Source organism: Pseudomonas sp. FP597 (assembly GCF_030687435.1).
Lineage (GTDB): Bacteria > Pseudomonadota > Gammaproteobacteria > Pseudomonadales > Pseudomonadaceae > Aquipseudomonas > Aquipseudomonas lactucae.
Map to the genome: position 1 here is coordinate 4,489,179 of NZ_CP117432.1, position 20,382 is coordinate 4,509,560.

The 20,382-nt window shown below is 59.0% G+C and carries 9 protein-coding genes; 4 read left to right on the top strand and 5 right to left on the bottom strand.

Annotated elements, in window-relative coordinates:
• Positions 1-243: 243 nt before the first annotated feature.
• The gene (locus PSH66_RS20450; protein WP_305427558.1) at positions 244-1,170 is read left to right on the top strand and encodes a GGDEF domain-containing protein; all 927 of its coding nucleotides are present in this window, start codon (positions 244-246) and stop codon (positions 1,168-1,170) included.
• Positions 1,171-1,189: 19 nt separating this feature from the next.
• Here PSH66_RS20450 and PSH66_RS20455 read toward each other — a convergent pair whose 3' ends face one another.
• From PSH66_RS20455 to PSH66_RS20475, 5 genes are all read right to left on the bottom strand, one after another.
• Entirely contained in the window at positions 1,190-1,957 is a 768-nt protein-coding gene (locus PSH66_RS20455; RefSeq protein ID WP_370694859.1) for a TenA family transcriptional regulator, read from the bottom strand.
• Between the two features lie 78 nt (positions 1,958-2,035).
• Entirely contained in the window at positions 2,036-4,495 is a 2,460-nt protein-coding gene (locus tag PSH66_RS20460) for an EAL domain-containing protein (RefSeq protein WP_003175210.1), read from the bottom strand.
• 77 nt (positions 4,496-4,572) lie between these two features.
• A complete protein-coding gene (locus tag PSH66_RS20465; RefSeq protein WP_305427560.1) occupies positions 4,573-6,375 on the bottom strand; it encodes an ABC transporter ATP-binding protein in 1,803 nt (600 codons plus the stop codon).
• The gene (locus PSH66_RS20470) at positions 6,368-7,003 is read right to left on the bottom strand and encodes a DsbA family protein (protein WP_078734036.1); all 636 of its coding nucleotides are present in this window, start codon (positions 7,001-7,003) and stop codon (positions 6,368-6,370) included. The genes PSH66_RS20465 and PSH66_RS20470 overlap by 8 nt, the downstream gene beginning before the upstream one ends.
• Positions 7,004-7,006: 3 nt before the next feature.
• Positions 7,007-7,948, bottom strand: coding sequence for a rhodanese-related sulfurtransferase (locus PSH66_RS20475; protein ID WP_141063248.1), 942 nt, complete (start codon positions 7,946-7,948; stop codon positions 7,007-7,009).
• A 245-nt stretch (positions 7,949-8,193) separates the two neighbouring features.
• Between PSH66_RS20475 and PSH66_RS20480 the strand changes: the two genes are divergently transcribed.
• Genes PSH66_RS20480 through PSH66_RS20490 form a run of 3 tightly spaced genes read left to right on the top strand, consistent with a single transcriptional unit; the run spans position 8,194 to position 20,356 of the window.
• Complete coding sequence (locus PSH66_RS20480) at positions 8,194-10,980, top strand: Tc toxin subunit A (protein WP_305427561.1); 2,787 nt, start codon at positions 8,194-8,196, stop codon at positions 10,978-10,980.
• Positions 10,981-10,982: 2 nt separating this feature from the next.
• Positions 10,983-15,839, top strand: a complete 4,857-nt coding sequence (locus PSH66_RS20485; protein WP_305427562.1) for a neuraminidase-like domain-containing protein — start codon at positions 10,983-10,985, stop codon at positions 15,837-15,839.
• Positions 15,836-20,356 carry a SpvB/TcaC N-terminal domain-containing protein gene (locus PSH66_RS20490; protein WP_305427563.1) on the top strand — a complete coding sequence of 1,507 codons (4,521 nt, stop codon included), beginning with the start codon at positions 15,836-15,838 and terminating at the stop codon, positions 20,354-20,356. Before PSH66_RS20485 ends, PSH66_RS20490 begins: the two co-directional genes overlap by 4 nt.
• The last annotated feature ends 26 nt before the right edge of the window (positions 20,357-20,382 follow it).

The following is a 20,382-nucleotide window of genomic DNA, read 5'->3' on the forward strand; positions in this document are numbered from 1 at the left end:
CAGTCGATTGATTTATAAGGTGTTTTTTATTCGAAACGATTTGGCATGATTCTCGCTCTAACACTGTTCAAGCAGGTTAAGCGATGACAAGACGTATGGCGGTGCCTTGGGGTTATAACCCGTTACAAAGCGGTCTAAACTGTTTCTAATGTTTTACGGAACTGAGGGAACAGTAAGACGCTTGGTACCCGCCACACCCATCGAGCCTGTAAGACACTCACGTGCTCAGAGGGCCGATTGGTTATGAAAACACCTACCCAGACTCACGCAATCGACTTCGACAGCGCCAAATTGCAACGCCTGGGCTTTGGCCAACCAGCGGCGATCCCCCACCGTCCAACCACCGCCACACAACTTCGCCAGCAGTTGGGACAGCAATTGCAGACCAGCCTGGAGCCGGAGCGCATCCTCGCCGTGTTTTTCCGGGAGGTCCAACGCTTGGTGCCGCTGGACGCCCTCCATTACCGTCATGTCACCAGCGACCTGCGCCTGGAACTCGGCCAGCGCGGCCACCACTCGGTGAGCTACAGCTTGAGCCATGAAGGCGAGCATTTGGGTGAGCTGATCTTTCGCCGCAACCAACGCCTGACAGAAGAAGAACTCAGCCATCTCGAATTGTTACTCGCGACCTTGCTCTACCCGATGCGCAACGCCTTGCTTTACCGCTCCGCCACCCGCAGCGCCCTGCGTGACCCGTTGACCGAAACCGGCAATCGCGTTGCGATGGACCAGACGCTGCAACGGGAAATCGATATGGCGCGACGGCACCTGAGCCCGCTGTCGCTGTTGATGCTGGACATCGACCACTTCAAGAACATCAATGACACCTATGGCCACGCCGCCGGCGATAACGTGTTGCGCACCGTCGCCACAGCGATCAAGAGCCAATTGCGCAATGTGGACATGGTGTTTCGGTTCGGCGGGGAAGAGTTTCTGATCCTGCTGTCCAACACCAGCCGGGAAGCGGCGGCGATGGTCGGCGAACGCCTGCGCCAGGCGGCGCAGACCCAGGATTACTGGGCCGAGGGGGAACGGATAGCGTTGACGGTGAGCCTGGGTTGCTCGACCTTGCTGGCGGCCGAATCGGCCGAGAGCCTGTTACGTCGTGCCGACAACGCCTTGTACGTGGCCAAGCGCGAAGGCCGTAACCGCCTGGCAATGGCGGGCTGACCCCGCCACCGCCGTCACATCAGGCCTCGCTGGCCACACGCAGCGGGCGCTCACGCGTTACCAGAGGCGCTTGTTCTTTCTCCAGGCGCATGCAGCTTTCCAAGAACAGGTACATGTAGTCATAGCTCTTGCACACGGCCTGGCGCAGCTCTTCCTGCAGGGCTTTGCTTGGGCTCATCCCCGCAAGGGTGCAGATGATTTCCAGGGCTTCCCACGGATGGGCATCGTCATACTGGGCATGCATCTTCAGCCACTTCATTGCGCGCTTGCGCTCTTCCTCGGGGAACGCCGCCGCGTAGACACCGGTGGAGCACACCACCGCGGACCACTCCCCCGTTGCCCCCTCGATTGCATAGTTGGTCGCCGCAATCGCCACGATCAGCGAATCGGCCGAACTGGTGTGCCAGCACCAGTGACTCAGCGCATGCAGTTCCGGCGGTACGTCCTGGGCTTGCAGCTCATCCAGGCTGACACCGTGAGCGCGTGCCCAATGCACCCAATAGTCGGCGTGGTTGAGTTCCACCCGAATATTGCGCATCAGCCAGCGTCGCGCCATGTCCTCCCCCGGATGGCGGGCAAATTTGGTCTTGGTGAGATTCTGTGCCATGTACAAGGCAAACTGCTCGACCACGGGCCAGCCACCGATCAGGTAGTGGCGCATAGTCCTGGCACTGAGCGTGTTGTCGCGCATGCGCTGATACAGTTCGTGTTCGACAACGCGGCGCTTGCTCTCGCTACAGGCCTGGATCAAATGTTGCGCCCAGGCGGGGTAACTCGATGCTTCCATAAGCGGGCCGGTTCTGTTGAATGTGTCGATCACTGTAAGGCTCCTTTTTAAGTGTGATTGTACAGACCAGCAAATGTTTCAGCGGAATGTGCCGGGCGCCTTGAACAGCAGAGGCTGCGGCCGCGCAGGTCGACACTGCAAGCTATCAAAGGTAAACAATTGCGGTCGTTCAATCAGGTAGCCCTGAGCGTAATCCACACCAATCTCAAGTAACGCCTGTTCGATTTGCGGGGTTTCAACAAACTCGGCAATTGTGCGCTTACCCATGACGTGGCCGATGTGGTTGATCACTTCGACCATCGCGCGGTTAATCGGGTCGTCCAGCATATCCTTTACGAAACTTCCATCGATCTTCAAGAAGTCTACAGGTAAATGTTTCAAATACGCGAATGAGGACATTCCGGCGCAAAAATCGTCGAGGGAAAAATGGCAGCCTAAGGCCTTGAGTTCATTAATAAACCGAATGGCGCTGCCTAAATTGGCAATAGCGCTTGTCTCGGTTATTTCAAAACAAATCATTTCGGGAGGAATGCGATAACTGTCGAATTTTTCTCGTAAAAAGCCGAGAAAATCGTCATCGCCAATGGTAATGCCTGACAGATTAATCGCACACATCGCCATAGGCCGGGCCGGTCGCTCATGCATGCAACGCGCGATGATCTTGAACACGTTCTCGACCACCCAGCGATCCAGCGACGTCATCAGGCCATAACGTTCAGCCGCCGGAATAAAACTATCGGGCAGGATAATTCGGCCGGCCTCATCGTGCAGGCGCAGCAGGATTTCAATATGCCCACTGCCAGCTTCGGTGTGACCCAAGGACGCGATTTCCTGGGCGTACAGGCAAAACCGGTTTTCCTCCAACGCCATGTGCAAGCGCTGCACCCAGGCCATCTCGCCGAAACGCACGGACAGCTCGGAATCGTCGGAATGGTAGACCTGCACACGGTTGCGACCCTTCTCCTTGGCCATGTAGCACGCCATATCGGCTGCACGCAGCGAGCTTTCGAGCGTGGTCGGGGTATTGGAGATATGCACCAGGCCGATGCTCACCGTGGTCATGAACGGTCGACCTTTCCACACAAAATGCAGGCTTTGCACGGTATGGCGCAGGCTCTCGGCGATTTTTTCCGCCGTGGGCGCCGGACAGTTTTCCAGCAGGATACCGAACTCGTCACCTCCCAGGCGCGCCAGGGTGTCACCCTCGCGCAAGTCCGATTGCAACAGCGCGCAGATATGGCGCAGCAACTCGTCGCCCGCCGCATGACCGCAGGTGTCGTTGACCAGTTTGAACTGATCAAGGTCGAGGAACATCAATGCATGCCGCTCGCCCTGATGCCGGGCCGGATTCAGCACCTGCTCCAGGCGGTATTCGAATTCACGGCGGTTGGCCAGGCCCGTCAGCGCGTCATGCGTCGCCTGCCACGACAGGTTGGCAATATATTGGCGCTCCTGGGTCATATCATGCAGCACCAGCACCGCACCACTGATCTTGCCCGCGCTACGGATCGGGGCGCCCACGAGCGTCACCGAGACCGTGCTGCCGTCCACGCGCTGGATGGTTTTGGAATGCTCGCTGCCACCACGCAGCCGGCCTTTGAGGATGTGTTCGATCAGCGTCAACCCGTCGGGCTGGGCATCGTCGTCCAGCAGGTTGAACAAGGCTGCCAAGGGCAAGCCTTGAGCCTGAACCGATTTCCAGTGGGTCAGCGCCTCGGCGGCGGGGTTCATATAGGTAATGGCGCCATCGACGTCGGTGGTGATCACCCCGTCGCCAATCGACTCCAGCGTGATCTGTGCCCGCTCCTTCTCGTCTTTCAAGGCCTCGGCAAACGCATGGCGCTGAGCCAGCAACTTGCGCGTACGCAGCAGCGCCAGCACGATCAGGCCCAAGGCCGTCGCCAGGTTGGTGATCAACAGCAACCGCAGGATCATGCGCGAGCCTTCGCCCAACGCATCGCTGAAGGCTTTGGCCGCGGGTGTCACACCCTCGTTGATCGCGGTGATGTGCGCCTTCCATTGCTGCACATCGTTGGCGCTGATCTGGTCGTGGTCGATCGCGTTGTGCATTTCCTGAGCGAGGGTATCCAATTGCACCAGGTAACCATCGCCTACGGTCCACAGCTCGATGGCTTTTTCCAGGTAACTGAAATGACGGAAGTTCAGGTACAGCCAGATCAGGCTGGAGACGTCATCAGGGTGGTTGCCGCCCTTGAGGATACCCAGGCGCGCGGCGCCAAGGTCAGGGATGGGGCGATCCAGGGCAATGCGCAGTTCATGCCCGCCCTGAGGCACGGCGATGGCCTGCTGGTATTTGAGGTAGGTGGTCTGGTCGCGATTATCGGCGTAGAGCGTCAGGTAGTAGATAGCGTCCTTCTGGCCCTTGGACCACAGGCTTTCGCCCGCCACATAGCCACGCACCGCCGAAAGCACGTAAAGACTGACACAGCCCAACAATGCCTGGAACAGCACCACGGCGATAAAGGGCCAGACAATGCCGAGTAGTCGAGGCGTTCCGAGAGTCCGCTTTTGCTTCATGAAGTCCCTTGCACATGCACAGCTGGATACGCACGCAAACACCTGCTTTCAAAAGCACAGCCCAGGCTATATCAACATCAACGAACTTGCTGCAAGTGCCCATAAAGCTTGGCGTACAGGCCGCCGTCCGCGATCAGCTGCTGATGATCACCGTCCTCGGCAATGTGACCACCGTCGAACACTAAAACTCGATCAGCTTGTTTTACCGCCGACAGACGGTGAGCAATGATCAGTGTAGTACGGCCGCTGAGAAACCGCGCCAGCGCTTGATGCAGGTTGTACTCCGTCGCGGCGTCCAAGGCGGAAGTGGCTTCATCGAGGATCACCACCTTCGGCTCGGCCAGCACCATGCGCGCAATCGCCAGGCGTTGACGCTGCCCGCCGGAAAAGCGCACCCCGGAACGCCCCACCACGCTGTCCAACCCCAGGGGCAATGCCCTGACGGTAGCATCCAGCTGGGCAATTTCCAACGCTTGCCAACAGGCTTGATCACTGCGCTCGCGGCCCATGGTCAGGTTGGCGCGCACGGTGTCGTTGAACAGTGCCGGGTGCTGCAGCACCACCGCGACCTGTTCGCGGATGGTTTCCAGGCCGACCTCCTGCTGAGTCGCACCACCGAACCGAATACTGCCGGCCTGTGGGGTGTAGAGCCCGAGCAACAATTGCACCAGGGTGCTTTTGCCGCCGCCGCTGGCGCCGACAATCGCCACTTTCTCGCCGGGCGCGATCGCCAGGTTCAGTTGGTTGAGCACCAGGTCCTCACCATAACCAAAGTCAAGGCCGCGCACTTCGATGCCGACGGTTTCATGCCCGGTGAACGGGTCGGCGCCGCCGGGGTATTGCGGTTCGTCGGCGCGCGCCAGCAACTCGTTGATCCGCGTCAGCGCCCCGCCCGCGGCGTAGTAGGCGTATTGCAGGTTCAACAATTGCTCCACCGGGCCGATCATGAACCACAGGTAACTGAACACCGCGAGCATCTGGCCGATGGACAGGTCGGAAAACAGCACCGTGAGCATTGCCGCCGCACGGAAGATGTCGATACCGAATTGGAACAGCAACCCGCTGGCACGGCTGGAAGCGTCGGTTTTCCACTGCGAGTGGATCGCATAGTCACGCACCTCCTGGGCGCGCTGGCCCAGGCGCCCGAGAAAGAAACCCTGGCGATTGCCGGCGCGTACTTCCTGGATGGCGTCGAGGGTTTCGGTCAGGGCCTGGGTGAAGCGCGAGGTGCTGTCGTTTTCCAACTTCTTGAGGTGCTTGACGCGCTTGCCCAACTGCACCGTGGCGTAGATCACCAGTGGGTTGAACAGCAGGATCAGCAACGCCAGCTGCCAGTGCATCCACACCAGGATCGCCGAGGTGCCGACCAGGGTCAGCATGGCCACCAGGAAACGGCTTAGGGTTTCGCCGACGAACTTGTCCAGGGTGTCCAGGTCGGTGACCAGGTGCGTGGTGACAGTACCGCTGCCCAGGCTTTCGTATTCGCCGAGCGAGATGCGTTTGAGCCGCTCGATCAGGCGTACGCGGATGCGGTACACAATATCCTTGGCCAGGCGCGCAAACAGCCGCGCCTGCACAACGTTGAACACCAGCGCGCCGCAGCGCAGGCATAACGTCACCAGCAGCATCAGGCCGATGTAACCGGCGGCTTTCTGCCAACCCAGGGGCAACGCGTGGTTCATCACCTTGAGCGCGGCATCGCCACGGCCCAGCAGCACCTCGTCCACCAGCAGTGGCAACAACAATGGGATAGGCACACTGCACAGGGTCGCCAGCACGGCGACGCCATTGGCGATCCACAGGGATTTCCTGTGACGCAGGGCCAGCCGGCGAATTTCCGCCCAGGTCAGACGATCGGTGCGTTTGTTCGGTTCATACACAGGCGGCTCGCTCCAGCCATCGGCCCAACAAAGGCGACAGCTCGGCCAGCGGCTGGTAACCATTGGTCAACAAGGCCAACTGGCCCTTGCGTTCGGCGAGCAGGGTCGGAAACCCGGCGATGCCCAGATCCTGCACCCACGTGAAATCGGCGGCCGTCGCGGCATGCTGTTCGGCACGGTCGAATTCGCCGGCAAACTCGATGCGCGGGATGCCCGCCTGCTCGGCCAACTCGACCAGCACACTGGCGAGGGTCACGTCGCGGCCCTCGACATAAAACGCATGCTGGATCAGCCCCAGCAGTTTCCATGCGCAATCCGGCGCCAGGTTGCGCGCGGTAACAATGGCGCGGCACGCGGGTTCGGTGTCATAGACAAACCCGTCGGGCAACGCGCCCTCGCGCTTGAACGGTTGGCCAGTGGCTTCGGTGACGGCCTGCCAATGCTCCAGGATATAGCGCCGGGTGGTCGGCTCCAGTGCCGCGCCGCTGCCGGTGCGCAAACCGCCCACCACCAGGTGCACGTCCACGCCGGCGGCCTGGGCCTGCTCGACTAACGCCTGCGCTACCGGGGCGAAGCCCCAGCACCAGGAACACATCGGGTCCATTACATAGAGCAGGCGCGCGGACATGGGTCAGACCTCGGAAGGGGTTTGCTTGTAGTTGAAGCCAATCGGGTGCGGCATGTTGCGGGCCTTGGCCAGTTCAATCTGCTTTTGCCGGTCGATGGCGCTGCGACGGGTTTTCTCCGGCAGCTTATCCCAGCAATGCGGGCAACTGATACCGGCCACATAATGCTCGGATGCTCGGTCTTCAACGCTTACGGGTGTGCGGCAGGCATGACATTGATCGTAGTCGCCTTCGCTCAAGTCGTGGCGCACGGTCACGCGATTGTCAAAAACAAAGCAGTCGCCCTGCCACTTGGTTTCTTCCTGGGGCACTTCTTCGAGGTACTTCAGGATCCCGCCTTTAAGGTGGTAGACCTCATCGAAGCCTTCGCTGAGCATATAGCTCGAGGCTTTCTCACAACGGATGCCGCCAGTGCAGAACATGGCGACTTTCTTGTGTTTGCTCGGGTCGAAGTTGGCTTTGATGTAGTCGGGAAATTCGCGAAAACTGGTGGTTTTCGGATCGATTGCACCTTCAAATGTGCCGATCGACACTTCGTAGTCGTTGCGCGTGTCGATCAACAACACTTCGGGGTCGCTGATCAGCGCGTTCCAGTCCTTGGGCTCGACGTAGGTACCAACCTTTTTGTTCGGGTCCACGCCTTCGACGCCCAGGGTCACGATCTCTTTCTTGAGCTTGACCTTGGTGCGGTAGAACGGTTGGTCGTCGCAGTACGATTCCTTGTGGTCGATGTCGACCATGCGTGGGTCGTTCTTCAGCCAGGCCATCAGGCCATCAATGCCTTCGCGGCTGCCGGACACGGTACCGTTGATGCCTTCTTCGGCGATCAGCAAGGTGCCTTTGATGCCATTGTCGACCATCGCCTGCAGCAAGGGCTCGCGCAGGGCGACGTAATCTTCGAGGGTGACGAACTTGTACAGTGCCGCCACGACGATGGGTTGGGTCATGGATGTTCTCTCCAGGTGGCTACCCTCGTAAGGGGTGAACCGGATGCAAAAAAATACGCCGGCTGAGCGGCGCGAAAGAGATTCTAACAAAAGCGCGCAGTCGCCGCATTTAGCGATTTGTGGGTGTGCCCGCCTGTTGCCGCGGCAATGGACAGGTACATACCTATGCCACCGCCGACGGCACGGATGCTAGCGTTTCCTGCCCCCCACCGGACCCACCGGCGGGCCTACGGAAGCCCACAAACATGGAAAATCCCCTACTGGCCCGGCTGATCGACCAGCCGGCCCCTCCAAAAAACGGTCGACTCGACCTCGCGAGTGCCCTCAGACACCTGGGTATCCATTCGGTGTTCGACATCGTTCAGTTGTCCAAGCAAGCGTTTGCCGAACAACTGGCGCAACATAACGACGACGATGCCGAACAGGTCTATCGCAGGGCCTTGAGCGCCGCCCTGCAACTGGATGCATTATTTCGCAATCGCCAAGTGTCCCTACCGCCAACGCAAAGCGCCAATACACCCTCACCGAGGGTCGGTGCGACCTACCCCGCGCTGTTCAATGAGAACTGGCATCAATACTGCGCTCGCCATTCCATTGCTGCGCTCGATTCACCGGCAGCCTATTTAAGAGCGTTGTCGTTATTTGTGATCGAGCTGGAAAAACGTGCGGACAAAAACACCGCCGTCAAACTGGCGGATCGACGCCCGGACCTGAAAAAACTGGTCATTGATGCACACAGCGTTTCAGTCCAGAGACCGATGCTGTCGATCATCAACCAGATGCTGACGGACGCTATTACCCAAGGTCAGCCAAAAAGCGCGTACGCGTTGTTGAACGACGCCCGGTATCCCTTTTCGCTGCCCTATCACTTTTATCATCAGCAATGTCAACTGGCCCTGTCTGGCAACACACCGGCACTCGGCGAGTTGAACTATCGAATCAGTCGCCAGTTGCCCGTGGTCGCGCGCGCGCCCAACGCGTATGGAGAAGTCCTGGCCCACAACAACGACATCCAGTGCCTGCTATCGGGGCTGAGTCCCACACAGCTAACCTTGCTCGGCCGCTCATTAGTCAGCGACGTGGCCAATACACTGGATAAAGAAACGTTTTATCGCGACTACTACAACCTGAACCAAACCACGGACTCAAAGGCACTGGCAGACCTCGGCGTGTTCCTGCACCACACGCAGCTCGATGCCGCGGCGCTTCAGGCGCTGCTTGCGCAAAAAATCCAGAAGCCACGTATCTCGCCGTCCTGCAGGCTGGAAACGACGCACGCTTATGGCGCTTGCTACGTCAACGGTCCGGCAAACCACCCCCCCCTCGATATCGACCAGACGACGCTGTTGAACCTGTCCACCGAGCGGCTCGACAGGCTGCAACGCATGATTCGCCTGCAACGCTGGTTCGCTACGCCCTTCGCGCAACTCGATACGCTGCTCGTCAGCACCATGCGCTGCGAAGCAGAGGCCAATACGTCCCTGCTGATCAACCACAACACCCTGCGCGCGCTCGGGGTGTATCGCTATCTGCACAGGCACTACGGGCTGCAAGCCGAAGAGTTCGCCGCCCTGGTCCATTTACTGCCGGTTCACGCCTCGGGCGAGCACACGCCGTTGTTCGATCAGGTATTCAATCAAACAGGGACAGTCCTGCCCGCCCTGCAGCTGGACGATCAGGCCTTCAACGCAACCACTCGCCAACAACTGTGTGCCGCGCTGGGCCTGCACGACACAGCGGATTCGCTGCAACTGCTGATCGGCCAGGCGCCCAGGCGCAGCCTTGAGCAGATCAGTGCAATTTACCGGCACGCACGCATCGCGCGCCTCTTTGGTCTGTCGGTCAAAACGTGCATTGACCTGGTATCGATGCTGGGTCAGGCGACCTTTGCGCAGCAGCTGTTCAAGCCCTGGTTACGTCAGCAACCAAAAGGGGCGGCTGACATACTCGACGTTCTGCTGCATCTGGAATGGGCAAGTCGATGGCTCAAGGAGCGCGGTGGCAGCCTGCCGCTGTTGCGCCACCAATTGCTGCTGGAGCCATTGAGCCTGGATCCCGTCGTCAAGCGCTTGATCGATGCCTTTTCGACCCATCGGCCACCGGACCTGCCGTCGATGGTGAACGATGCGGCGCTGCCTCAGCAGCCAGAGGATGAAAGGGGCAGTACCGAGCAACGCTTACCTGCGGTCGACTGGGTAGCGCTGGCCCGGCGCGTCGTGCACCGGAGTAGGGACATGCACACGGCAGACGCCCTTGATAAAGAGCTCGCCGACGTCGAAATAACCCATCAAGGCGAAACGCGAAGGCCCTCATTAATCCAGCAGGCAAAGGGCAAACTGCTGCCAATCCTGACCAAACTCCGAGGGGATGTATGGCAGCAGTACCTCGAGCTCAAAAAAATCATCAACGACCTCCAGGATCAGGGCGAGGTGTTGGTGTTGACCAAGTACGATTTCGAATTTCTGCGTCTGCACCCCTCCTCCGCGCCGTCTTCACACACCCTGGGCTACCTGATATTGCTGCTGCCCCATGCCGCCGACTACCTGCAACTGCCCATCAATCGCAAGGCCCTGCAACGATTTTTGATCAACCCGCACTGGCTCAATGAGCGGTATCAGCCGAACTCACTCCTCGAACTGGATTGGAACAACCTGGTGTCGATGCAGCAATTCAAGCAGTGCATCGAACGCTACAACCTTTCCCAGGAACAGCTCTTTGACTACCTGGAACAGGCCAACACCTGCGCATCGGATGCTGACGCGCAACTTGCGCGATTGCTGGGCTGGAGTGCGGAAGAAATAAAAGTATTGAGCAACACCCTGACGCCAGCGTGCATTAACTCCATGGACCGTCTGGATTGGGTGTTGCGCTGCCGGCAAACCTGCATGGACAGCGGCCTGTCAGTCGACATGCTGCTCAAAGCCAGCCAACTGACCACCCACTCGACATTCGACGAGTGGCGGGCTGTGGGCGAAGCCGTCAGCAGCGCCCTTCAATCGTCATCCCATCCATTTGACTTGCTCAAGGACTGATCATGTCTCACGCCGCCCCTCAACACCTCAATGAAAGCCTGCGCGACGCCATGCTGGCGTACTACCTGACCCACCAGGCGCCCAAGATTGAAAAATTCAATATTCGCACGGCTGACGACCTCTACGAGTATTGGCTATTGGACGTGCAAGTCAGCCAGGCTGTCCCCACCAGCCCGGTGGCCAGCGCAATTTCCAGCCTGCAGCAATACATCACGCGCCTTCATCTGGGCCTTGAGCCAGGTTACGAACAACACCCGATGAGCGCGCAGCACGAGCGGCTATGGACCGAACAGTTTCACGCGTATCCCGTCTGGAGCGCCGCCCAGCAATTGCGCTATTACCCGGCCAATTATCTGGACCCTGCATTGCGGCGTAACAAGACTGAGAGCTTTCAACGTCTGGAAAACGACCTGAGCCACTACCGACTGCAACCGGACACCGTGCTCACGGCGGTCCAGAACTATTTGGCCAGGTTCGAGGCCATCGCCAACATCCATATGCTCAACGGCTACATCGATGGAACCGCCAGCCAACTCAACAGCAGCATTTTCTATTTCGTCGGTAAGTCCACGTCTGAAGATGCCTATTACTGGCGCAGCCTGGACGCGTCCCGACGCTCGGCTGACAACCCAAGGCAACCCTCGATACACGCCTGGTCGGACTGGAAAACGATCAACCTGACACTGCCCGCCACCACGGCCAAGCAGAGTATCCGCCCGGTATTTTTTAACAACCGTCTGTATTTGATTTGGGCCGAATGCATCAAACCCGCCCCCACCAGCTCCTTTAAAGGCACGGAATTCAAGGGTGGCAAAAAAGACCGTCTGACGGACTGGGTCAACAGCCATTACGTCAAATTCCGTCTCAATTTCTCTTACAAAAATTACGATGACAGCTGGAGCCCACCACAGACATGCATCGATGAATACTGCGCAACCGAAGACGTCAACGCCGCGACCGCGGCAATTGTGCAATCGATGACCCAAACCGTGGCAATCGCCGCCCCCGGCATGCCGGCCACATTGTTTCTGGGCGTGCACGTGCCCATCGCGCAAGGCCCGGAACAACAAGAGCATTTCAGGGGTAAATTTTTCCAGGCCGTCGAAATCGACCAGCACTTCAATGTCACCAAAGTCGCTGATGGCGGCAGTCCCGAGCGCTATAAGTACGCACCGGGATCGCAAGTCGCCACCGAGATAAACCGACTGCTGGAGGTCTTCGATACCCCCCAGCGAGGGGAAGTACAGGCGGTGATCACCGGCCAGACGCCTGACAAGAATGGTTATTACAGCGAGTTATTGCCGGACAACGCCAGGAAGTATTTCACGTTCTTCGGGCATACCAACAAGGACAATCTGCAATACAAGGTTGCGCCCTCTAGAACGCTCACGGTTTCTTTGACACACCATAGATCGCCTTTTGCATCGAACACCGGTTGGAACTACGGCAGTAAACAGAACGACGTCAACGAGATGACTGACCGCTCACCTTCGTTCGACCCGAACACCAAAAAACTGATTATCACCTCTACGCTCAAGGCAACGTTTCGTGAACCCTACTCCGTCACGCTGAGCAAAATATCCGGCAAATACGAAATAACGATCACGTTGAAGGTCGACTCTCCCTTATATGCGCCGGACACCGCGCAACTCCACCTGAGCGAAGGGTCCATGATCACCATCCAGGACATCCCTGGCACAGAAAAAAACTTTATTTTCGATTTTTATGCCTTCTATCTAAAAAACACGGAAACCCTCGAAGAGTTTCCCAACTTTATCCACGACACTCACAATCGCTTGATTAGCGTCGACCGTACATCTTCCTCATCCAACATTGACCTGAAAGGCAAATTAATCGACAAAAACACTTTTATCCACTTGTATACCCACAGTCACATGGCGTTCGACATACACCTCTATCGATACACGACCTACACCCTCCCCCAGGAAAGCAACGAGGACCGTATTGACGAGGTGAAGAAGTTACACCAGCGGGATGTCGACATTATCGAAAAAGCCTCAGTCATCAGGCCCAATCTACGTGCCTACAAACACGTCATCATGCGTTCCAATTTCTCCGAGTACTCACTCACCGACACCATCGACGCCAACTCCAACCGTATCCTGAACCTCCAGGACGCGGCTCACGCCAGTTTGACCGGCTCAAGCCCGGAATTGCCTGAAGGGCATAGCGTCACGGCACATATTCCGGTACCGGACGACGACGCGGAGCCAACCATCACCCTTATCCATGGCGTGCTGACGCTTGAGCTAGACACTGCAGGGCCTAAGGTGCTCGGCTACGCGGTCAGGGCCTTTACCCTGAAAGTGCGTAAAGCGAATGAGGACACCGCGCCCAGCCAACGGTTGGCACCCACGGTCAAACAACTGTCATCACCGTTATCGGGCAGAGCCGAATTCATCGACTTCTTCAATACCCGGCATCTTGCCTACCCGCTGGACCCGATCCGCATGAATACCTGCTTCGCCGGCAAGTTGGTTGAAGCCGCCAGCCTCAGCCTCGAGCGCTTGTACTCACTCACCCCAGAACAATGGCGGGAGCCACCGTTGACACTTGGCGGAAAAGCCGACCCCATTGATTTTCAAGGCGCCAACGGCAAGTACTTCTGGGAACTGTTCCTGCACCTGCCCTGGCTGGTTACCCACCGTCTGAATCAGGAGCAGCAGTACGCCGACGCCCTGGCCTGGCTCAAATACATTTTCGACCCAAGCCGGGCCGCCGATACGTCCACAGGCCGGCCGGCCTATTGGGGGTTCGGCGCGCTGACCCGAGACCGCGATACCGTTGATGACTGGACCATCGACCCCCACCAACAGGCGATGGATGCCACGGTGCATTTTCGTAAAGCGATCTATCTGCTTTATCTTGATATTCTGATCAACTGCGGCGATGCGGCGTATCGTCAGCAACGCCCCGACAGCCTGACCCAGGCCAAGCTCTGGTACATACGCGTCAACCAGCTGTTGCAGACACGTCCCACCATCACCACGGTCGAGCCGTGGGACACCATCACTCTTGGCGAATTGACAGAAAACGCCTCGCAGGCGCTCAAACAACTGGAACAGCAAGCGCCGCCCATCGACTTCGATCGACCGGTCAATAGCCACAACCTGCTATGGCTCACCCATAGCGACCATCTGTGCCTGCCCTTCAACCCGGATTTGGTCGCACGCTGGGACAAGCTGGAAAGCCGCTTGCATAACCTGCGGCATAACCTCGATATCAGCGGCAAACCTCTGCGCCTGGCGTTGTATGCCACACCTCTGCTACCGCGCCAGCTATTGGCCAGCCCAAACAAAAGCACGCCGTCTCTTATAGAGGCTCCCCAGTTGACCCCGGCGCCGACCCGCCATTATCGGTTCCGGGTGATGCTGGGCCATGCCCTGAGCGCCGCCGAAACACTGATTCAGTTCGGCGCCACGATATTGAGTCTCACCGAACGCAAGGAACAGGCCGAATACCTGGAGTTGCAACAACAACAAGCCTGGGACCTGGCCGATATAGTGGTCGCACAACAAAACCAGGCGTTATTGATCGACGAGAAAAACCGCCAGGCGCTGGATGCCAGCCGTGAAATTAGCGAAGCCCGTGAGGCGTACTACGATCAGCAGCTCACCGAAGGTATCAGCCGCGCGGAAACCGAGGCGGGCCAGTTATACCTGACCAGCGCCAGCTTCGAGGCCGCGGGCGCGCTCGCGGGAGCAGCGGCGGGCATGGCGATGCTCGCGCCGAACATCGTCGGCATGTCGGTCGGCGGATCGCGCTGGGAAGGTCCATTTCATGCAGCTCAATCTCTGGCCCAAGGCGCCGCGAGCGATCGACGCAGCACTGCTGCTGATCTGGACCGTACCGAACAGTTCAATCGGCGCGCGCGGGAATGGACCCTTGCCCGCGAGCAAGCCCGCCTGGAAATCGTCCAGATCGACCTGCAACGGCAGGCCTATGCCGAGCAGGAAAAAGCCACGCGCCTGCAATTACGTCTGAGCCAGACATCATTGGCCCATGCGCGTTCGAGCTACCAACTGCTGGCCAAACGCTTTTCCAACGCGCAGCTCTACGACTGGGTGAATGCACACCTGAGCCGGTTTTTCTACCAGGCCTACGATCTGTGCAGGTCGCTGTGCCTCTCCGCTGAAGCGTGCTGGCAATACGAGATCGCAGACTTCACGCGTCGGTTTATTCACACCGACGCCTGGAATAACAGCTATCACGGCTATCTGGCAGGCGAAGCGCTGAAGCTCTCGCTGCTCAACATGAACGCAGCCTATCTGGACAACCATGTGCAGGACCTGGAGATCGTCAAGACACTCTCTCTGCGCCATCGCGTCAGCGACCTCGACACCGGCGTGCAAGCCCCGTTAACGGCTGACAAGACGGTGGACACACAAGCTCTGTGGCAACTACTAAAACGCCAGTTGGTCGACACCGGCGTTCTGCACTTCAAGTTGACCAAGGCATTGTTCGAGCAGGATTACCCCGGGCATCGTCTACGACGGATCAAACGCATCAGTGTGTCGTTACCGGCGACACTGGGACCTTATGAGGACATCAGGGCGATCCTGATACAGACCAGTAATAGGCTTGAACTGCCCGACCTTTCAACCCACACGGACCTGCGCGCTCATCAACAGATCGCGCTCTCCACCGGCCTGGATGACAACGGTCAATTCGCACTGACGTTCGACAGCCAGGAGCGCTACCTGCCCTTCGAATACACCGGCGCCATTTCCAGCTGGACCCTCAAGTTTGCAGAGCCGGCCCGGCAAAAAGCCATGCTCGAATCGATCAACGACATTGTGATTCACCTGCACTACACCGCCAGGGGGGCCGTGCGATGAGCAGCGATACTCTGCACATCACCCCGCCAGCCCTGCCCAATGGCGCCGCGCCCCTTCACGGCACCGGCCAATGGAGCGCCGTGGGCGGCAACGGCGTGGCCACGCTTGAGATCGCGCTGCCGATTTCCCCCATACGCGGCTACACACCGTCCATGACGCTGGCCTACCACAGCAGCCATGCAAACGGACCGTTCGGGCTGGGCTGGACGGTGCCGATACACGCCATCAGCCGTCGCACGTCCTGTGGCGTCCCCACCTACACAGCGCAAGATGGGTTCGTGGGGCCCGATGCGCAGGACTGGCTACCCGAACGTCACCCCGACGGTGTCCTGGTCGTTACTCACCACACAACCGTCAACGGCATGCAACTGGACACATCCTACACCGTGACCCGCTACTTCCCCAGGGTCGAGAGCCGCTTCAACCGCATCGAGCACTGGCACTCGGCAGCCGATACGGCGGGGTTCTGGCGGGTACAGGCGGCCGATGGCAGCCAACACTTCTACGGCAAAACCCACTTGGCACGCATCGCCGATCCGGACCAGCCACATCATGTCGCGCAGTGGTTATTGCAAGAAAGCCTGTCCCCCCACGGCGAGCACATTTACTACCATTACCAGCAAGAAACCGACCCTACCCGCCACCCACGGGACTGTCGTGCCCAGCGTTACTTGCAAACCGTTTACTACGGTAATTCTACCGCCAGCGATCAAGAGGCGCTGTACCTCTGGCAGACCGAGGCCCCGCCGCTGGTGAAATGGCACTTTCAATTACTGTTCGATTATGGCGAACGCGCCCTTGAACTGGATCAACAGCCGACCTTTCAGCCGACCCGGGCATGGGCGTCACGCCCGGACCCCTGCTCGGATTTTTCCTTCGGTTTCGAACTGCGCACCTTGCGCCTGTGCCAACAGGTACTGATGTTCCATCACTTTCCCGATGAGGCAACGATGGGGGCAGATCCGGTGCTGGTCAGGCGCCTACTGCTGGAATACCGTCAAGTCAACACAATCAATCTGCTGGTCGGCATCCATGAACAGGCGTTCGACAGCGCAGGCAACAGCACCAGCCGTCCGCCGTTGGAGTGTTTCTATCAATCGAGCACGCTCCAGGTGGACGACAGCGCCTATAAACCCTTCAGCGTGCTGCCCGGCCTCAACGATGGCATTCGTTACCACTTGGTCGATCTGTATGGCGAGGCCATCCCCGGGTGCCTGTATCGGGAGGCCAAAAACTGGTATTACCGCGAACCCATAAGGCCTGCGCCACCGCATGCCGAGGACGACGTGATTCACGGCCCGGCCCGATCGTTATCGCCCATACCGGTCGCGGATGAGACCCGACAGATCCATCAAGCGCTGGTGGATGTCGATGGCGATGGTCGGCTGGACTGGCTGGTTGCCCAGCCGGGAATGAACGGTGTATTCAGCCTGAACGAACAGGGCGACTGGTCAACCTTCACCCCCTTCGACGCGTTCCCGCAGGAGTTCTTCCATCGCCACTCGGTGTTCGTCGACTTGATCGGCGCCGGGCAGCCTGACCTGGCAATGATCGGCCCACGCAGCGTGCGCCTGTACGCCCATCACCGCAGGTCGGGGTTTGCCCCTGCTATCGAGGTCAGGCGTGCCGAGACTGACGATGACTTGCCCGTGATCTCGTCCTCACCCAGCGAGTTGGTGGCATTCAGCGATGTGCTCGCCAGCGGGCAACAGCACCTGGTACGTATCCGTCACGACGAAATCAAATGCTGGCCCACTCTGGGCCGAGGACGTTTCGCCAAGGGATTTGTCCTGGGTACCTTGCCGTTCAGCTATCAAACCTTCAAGGCCGCCAATGTGTGGCTCGCCGACCTGGATGGCAGCGGCGGCGCAGACCTGCTGTATGCAACCACGGAGCACTTGTGGATATTTCTCAATAACGCAGGAAACGGCTTCGCGACAGAGCCAATCAAACTGGCATGGCCTGCGGGTATCCGGCATGACAACCGTTGCCAGGTCAGCCTGGCCGACGTGCAAGGGCTGGGTTGCCCAAGCCTGATCCTGACCGCCGCCCACCAGAGCCCCACGCATTGGCGCTACGACTTCTTCGCGAAAAAGCCCTGGTTACTGGCGCGAACCTACAACAACATGGGCGCTCGCACCAGCATCAGGTACCGCAGCAGCGCCCAGGAATGGCTGGATGAAAAACATCAACTCATGGCCGCCAGCCAGCCGGCAATCAGTCACTTGCCATTCGCCCTGCAATTGGTCAGCCAACGGTTACAACTGGACGAAATCACCGGTAATCGGCTGATTCAGCGCTGGCGGTATCGACACGCCTATTACGACCGTAAAGACCGTGAGTTCCGCGGCTTCGGGCTGTTGCTGCAAACCGACGTCGACCGCAGCAGCGACCCGCAGGCCACGGGTTTCAGAGGGCCGCTGTTGCGCAAAACCTGGTTCCATACCGGCCATCCCGCAGAATCACTGGCTCCAGGCCATAGTCTCCACGACCCGCAGGCCACCACGTTGGCCAGCACCCTGGTGAGCCGCTACCGGGCAACCGAAGGCGCCTCCCCCCTCGACCATCATGACGACCTCATCGACAATCCGGCGCCCTTGCTGTTACGCGACGCAGCACGTGCGTTGCAGGGGACAATCAGACGGGTTGAAGTCATCGCGGCCGATGCGGCGCCGGACGCCGTGCCTTATTCGGTGCACCAGTACCGCTACCTGGTTCGCCTGTTGGCGCCGGCCACTGAACACAGCGTCCATGCCCGGTTGCTGCCCGTGCCGCTGGAATCCATCAGTCGTCATTATGAAGGCGTGGCGGACGACCCTGTGTGTGAGCACCAGATCCATTTGCGTCGGGATGCCTATGGCAGCCTGGTACATGGGGTAACCATCCACTATGCCCGGCGTAAAACCGCGAATGACGTCCCGCCATCTGCGCTCCCCGACGACCATCAGCAGCGCTGGTGGCGGGACACCCACGACAGCGCACAACAACGCTATTACCTGACGGAAACGTTGGCACAATACATCCACCTGGACGGCCCACAGGACCTGCGCCTGGCCCTGCCTTACCGTCAGCGCGACAATGTCCTGGTGAAGGACAAGGCACCCGCCACTGACGGGCTGACCATTGAGCAACTGAGCTATGAAGGCTTCATCGCCCCACACAAAGGCCCCCTGGCCGCCAACGCCAAACGCCAATTAAGTCGCTTGTCGGTGCAACGCTATCGAGAAGCCGGCGAGTCCGGGAAAACGCTCAAGCGCGGCATCGCCACCCTTCAGGCCCTGGCTGATTACGTTGAGACAGCGGCACTGGATGAACACGCCCTGAGCGTTTATCGAAGCCTGCCCGTCATGCCCGACGCGGCAGTGATCGACCTCGCACAGCGGCTCAAGAAGGCCGGTTACAGCCCCATGACCGTGTTTTTTTCGTTCGCGCACGAAGAGCCGCACAAGGCGGACACCCTGTGGTCAAGGCGCGAGCACGCACGGCAGTATGAACCGGCAAAAGCGTTTTATCGGGTCAAGGCCATACGCGAGACCCAATCTGAGGACAAAACACGGATCTTCTACGACCGCTATTGGTTGCTGGTCACCGCCGTGAAAACCCCGGACACGTGTTTTACCACGGCCGAATATGACTACCGATTGCTGATGCCGAACAAAATCGTCGATCCCAATGGCAGAGTTCAAGAGGCCCTTTATGACGGGTTTGGACAGTTGTCGGTCAGTACGTTCCACCGTCACGAGCAAGGCGTTGAAACGGGCTTTTCAGCCTTGCAAGACTATGCCCCCTTGCACGCGGTCACCCCCGACTTCGCGATTGCGAATACCAAACACGTCGTGCAGAGAATGGCCAGTTTTCACTGTTACGATCCCTTCAGTTGGATGGGCGTGATCGACAAGGCATACCCGAATAGAGCGCAGTGGATTGCCAATCGCCATTTGCTGCCCTCGGGGCATATCACCATGCGCACACGGCTACGCCTCAAAGCCCCACAGGCCTCCCTCAGCGACGACGAAAAGGAACTCAAAACATGGTTTGACGCGTCCCGGCAGACGCCGGTGCATGGGCTCACGTTGCAGGCCGACCGTTACCCGGACGAGACCGGACAGCAGGTGGCCATGACGCTGACCCACTGGGACGGTTTTGGACGTCCCCTGCAACGCACGCAAACAGCAGAGCCGGGGCCCGCGCACGTCGTGACAAACACGGGCGACTTGAGCGTCAAGGACAGCATGCCGCAAACGGCGCACGCCAACTCGCGCTGGTGCATGAGTGAGCGCACCGAGTATGACCTAGAGGGCAGGATCGTTCGCCTCTACCGCCCGTGCTTCAGCGACTGCCACGGTTATATTAACGATGAGTCCTTGCGCCGGTTCTGGCACTGCGACACACAGTTTTACGACCCTCTCGGGCGACCTATCCGAACCGTGACGGCCAGCGCCGGGAAACGACAAAACACCTATTGGGCCTGGTACATCGTCAGCGAGGATGAAAACGATACCCAGGGTTCAGCGTAACCGCCCGCGGCGACCGTGGCAGGCTC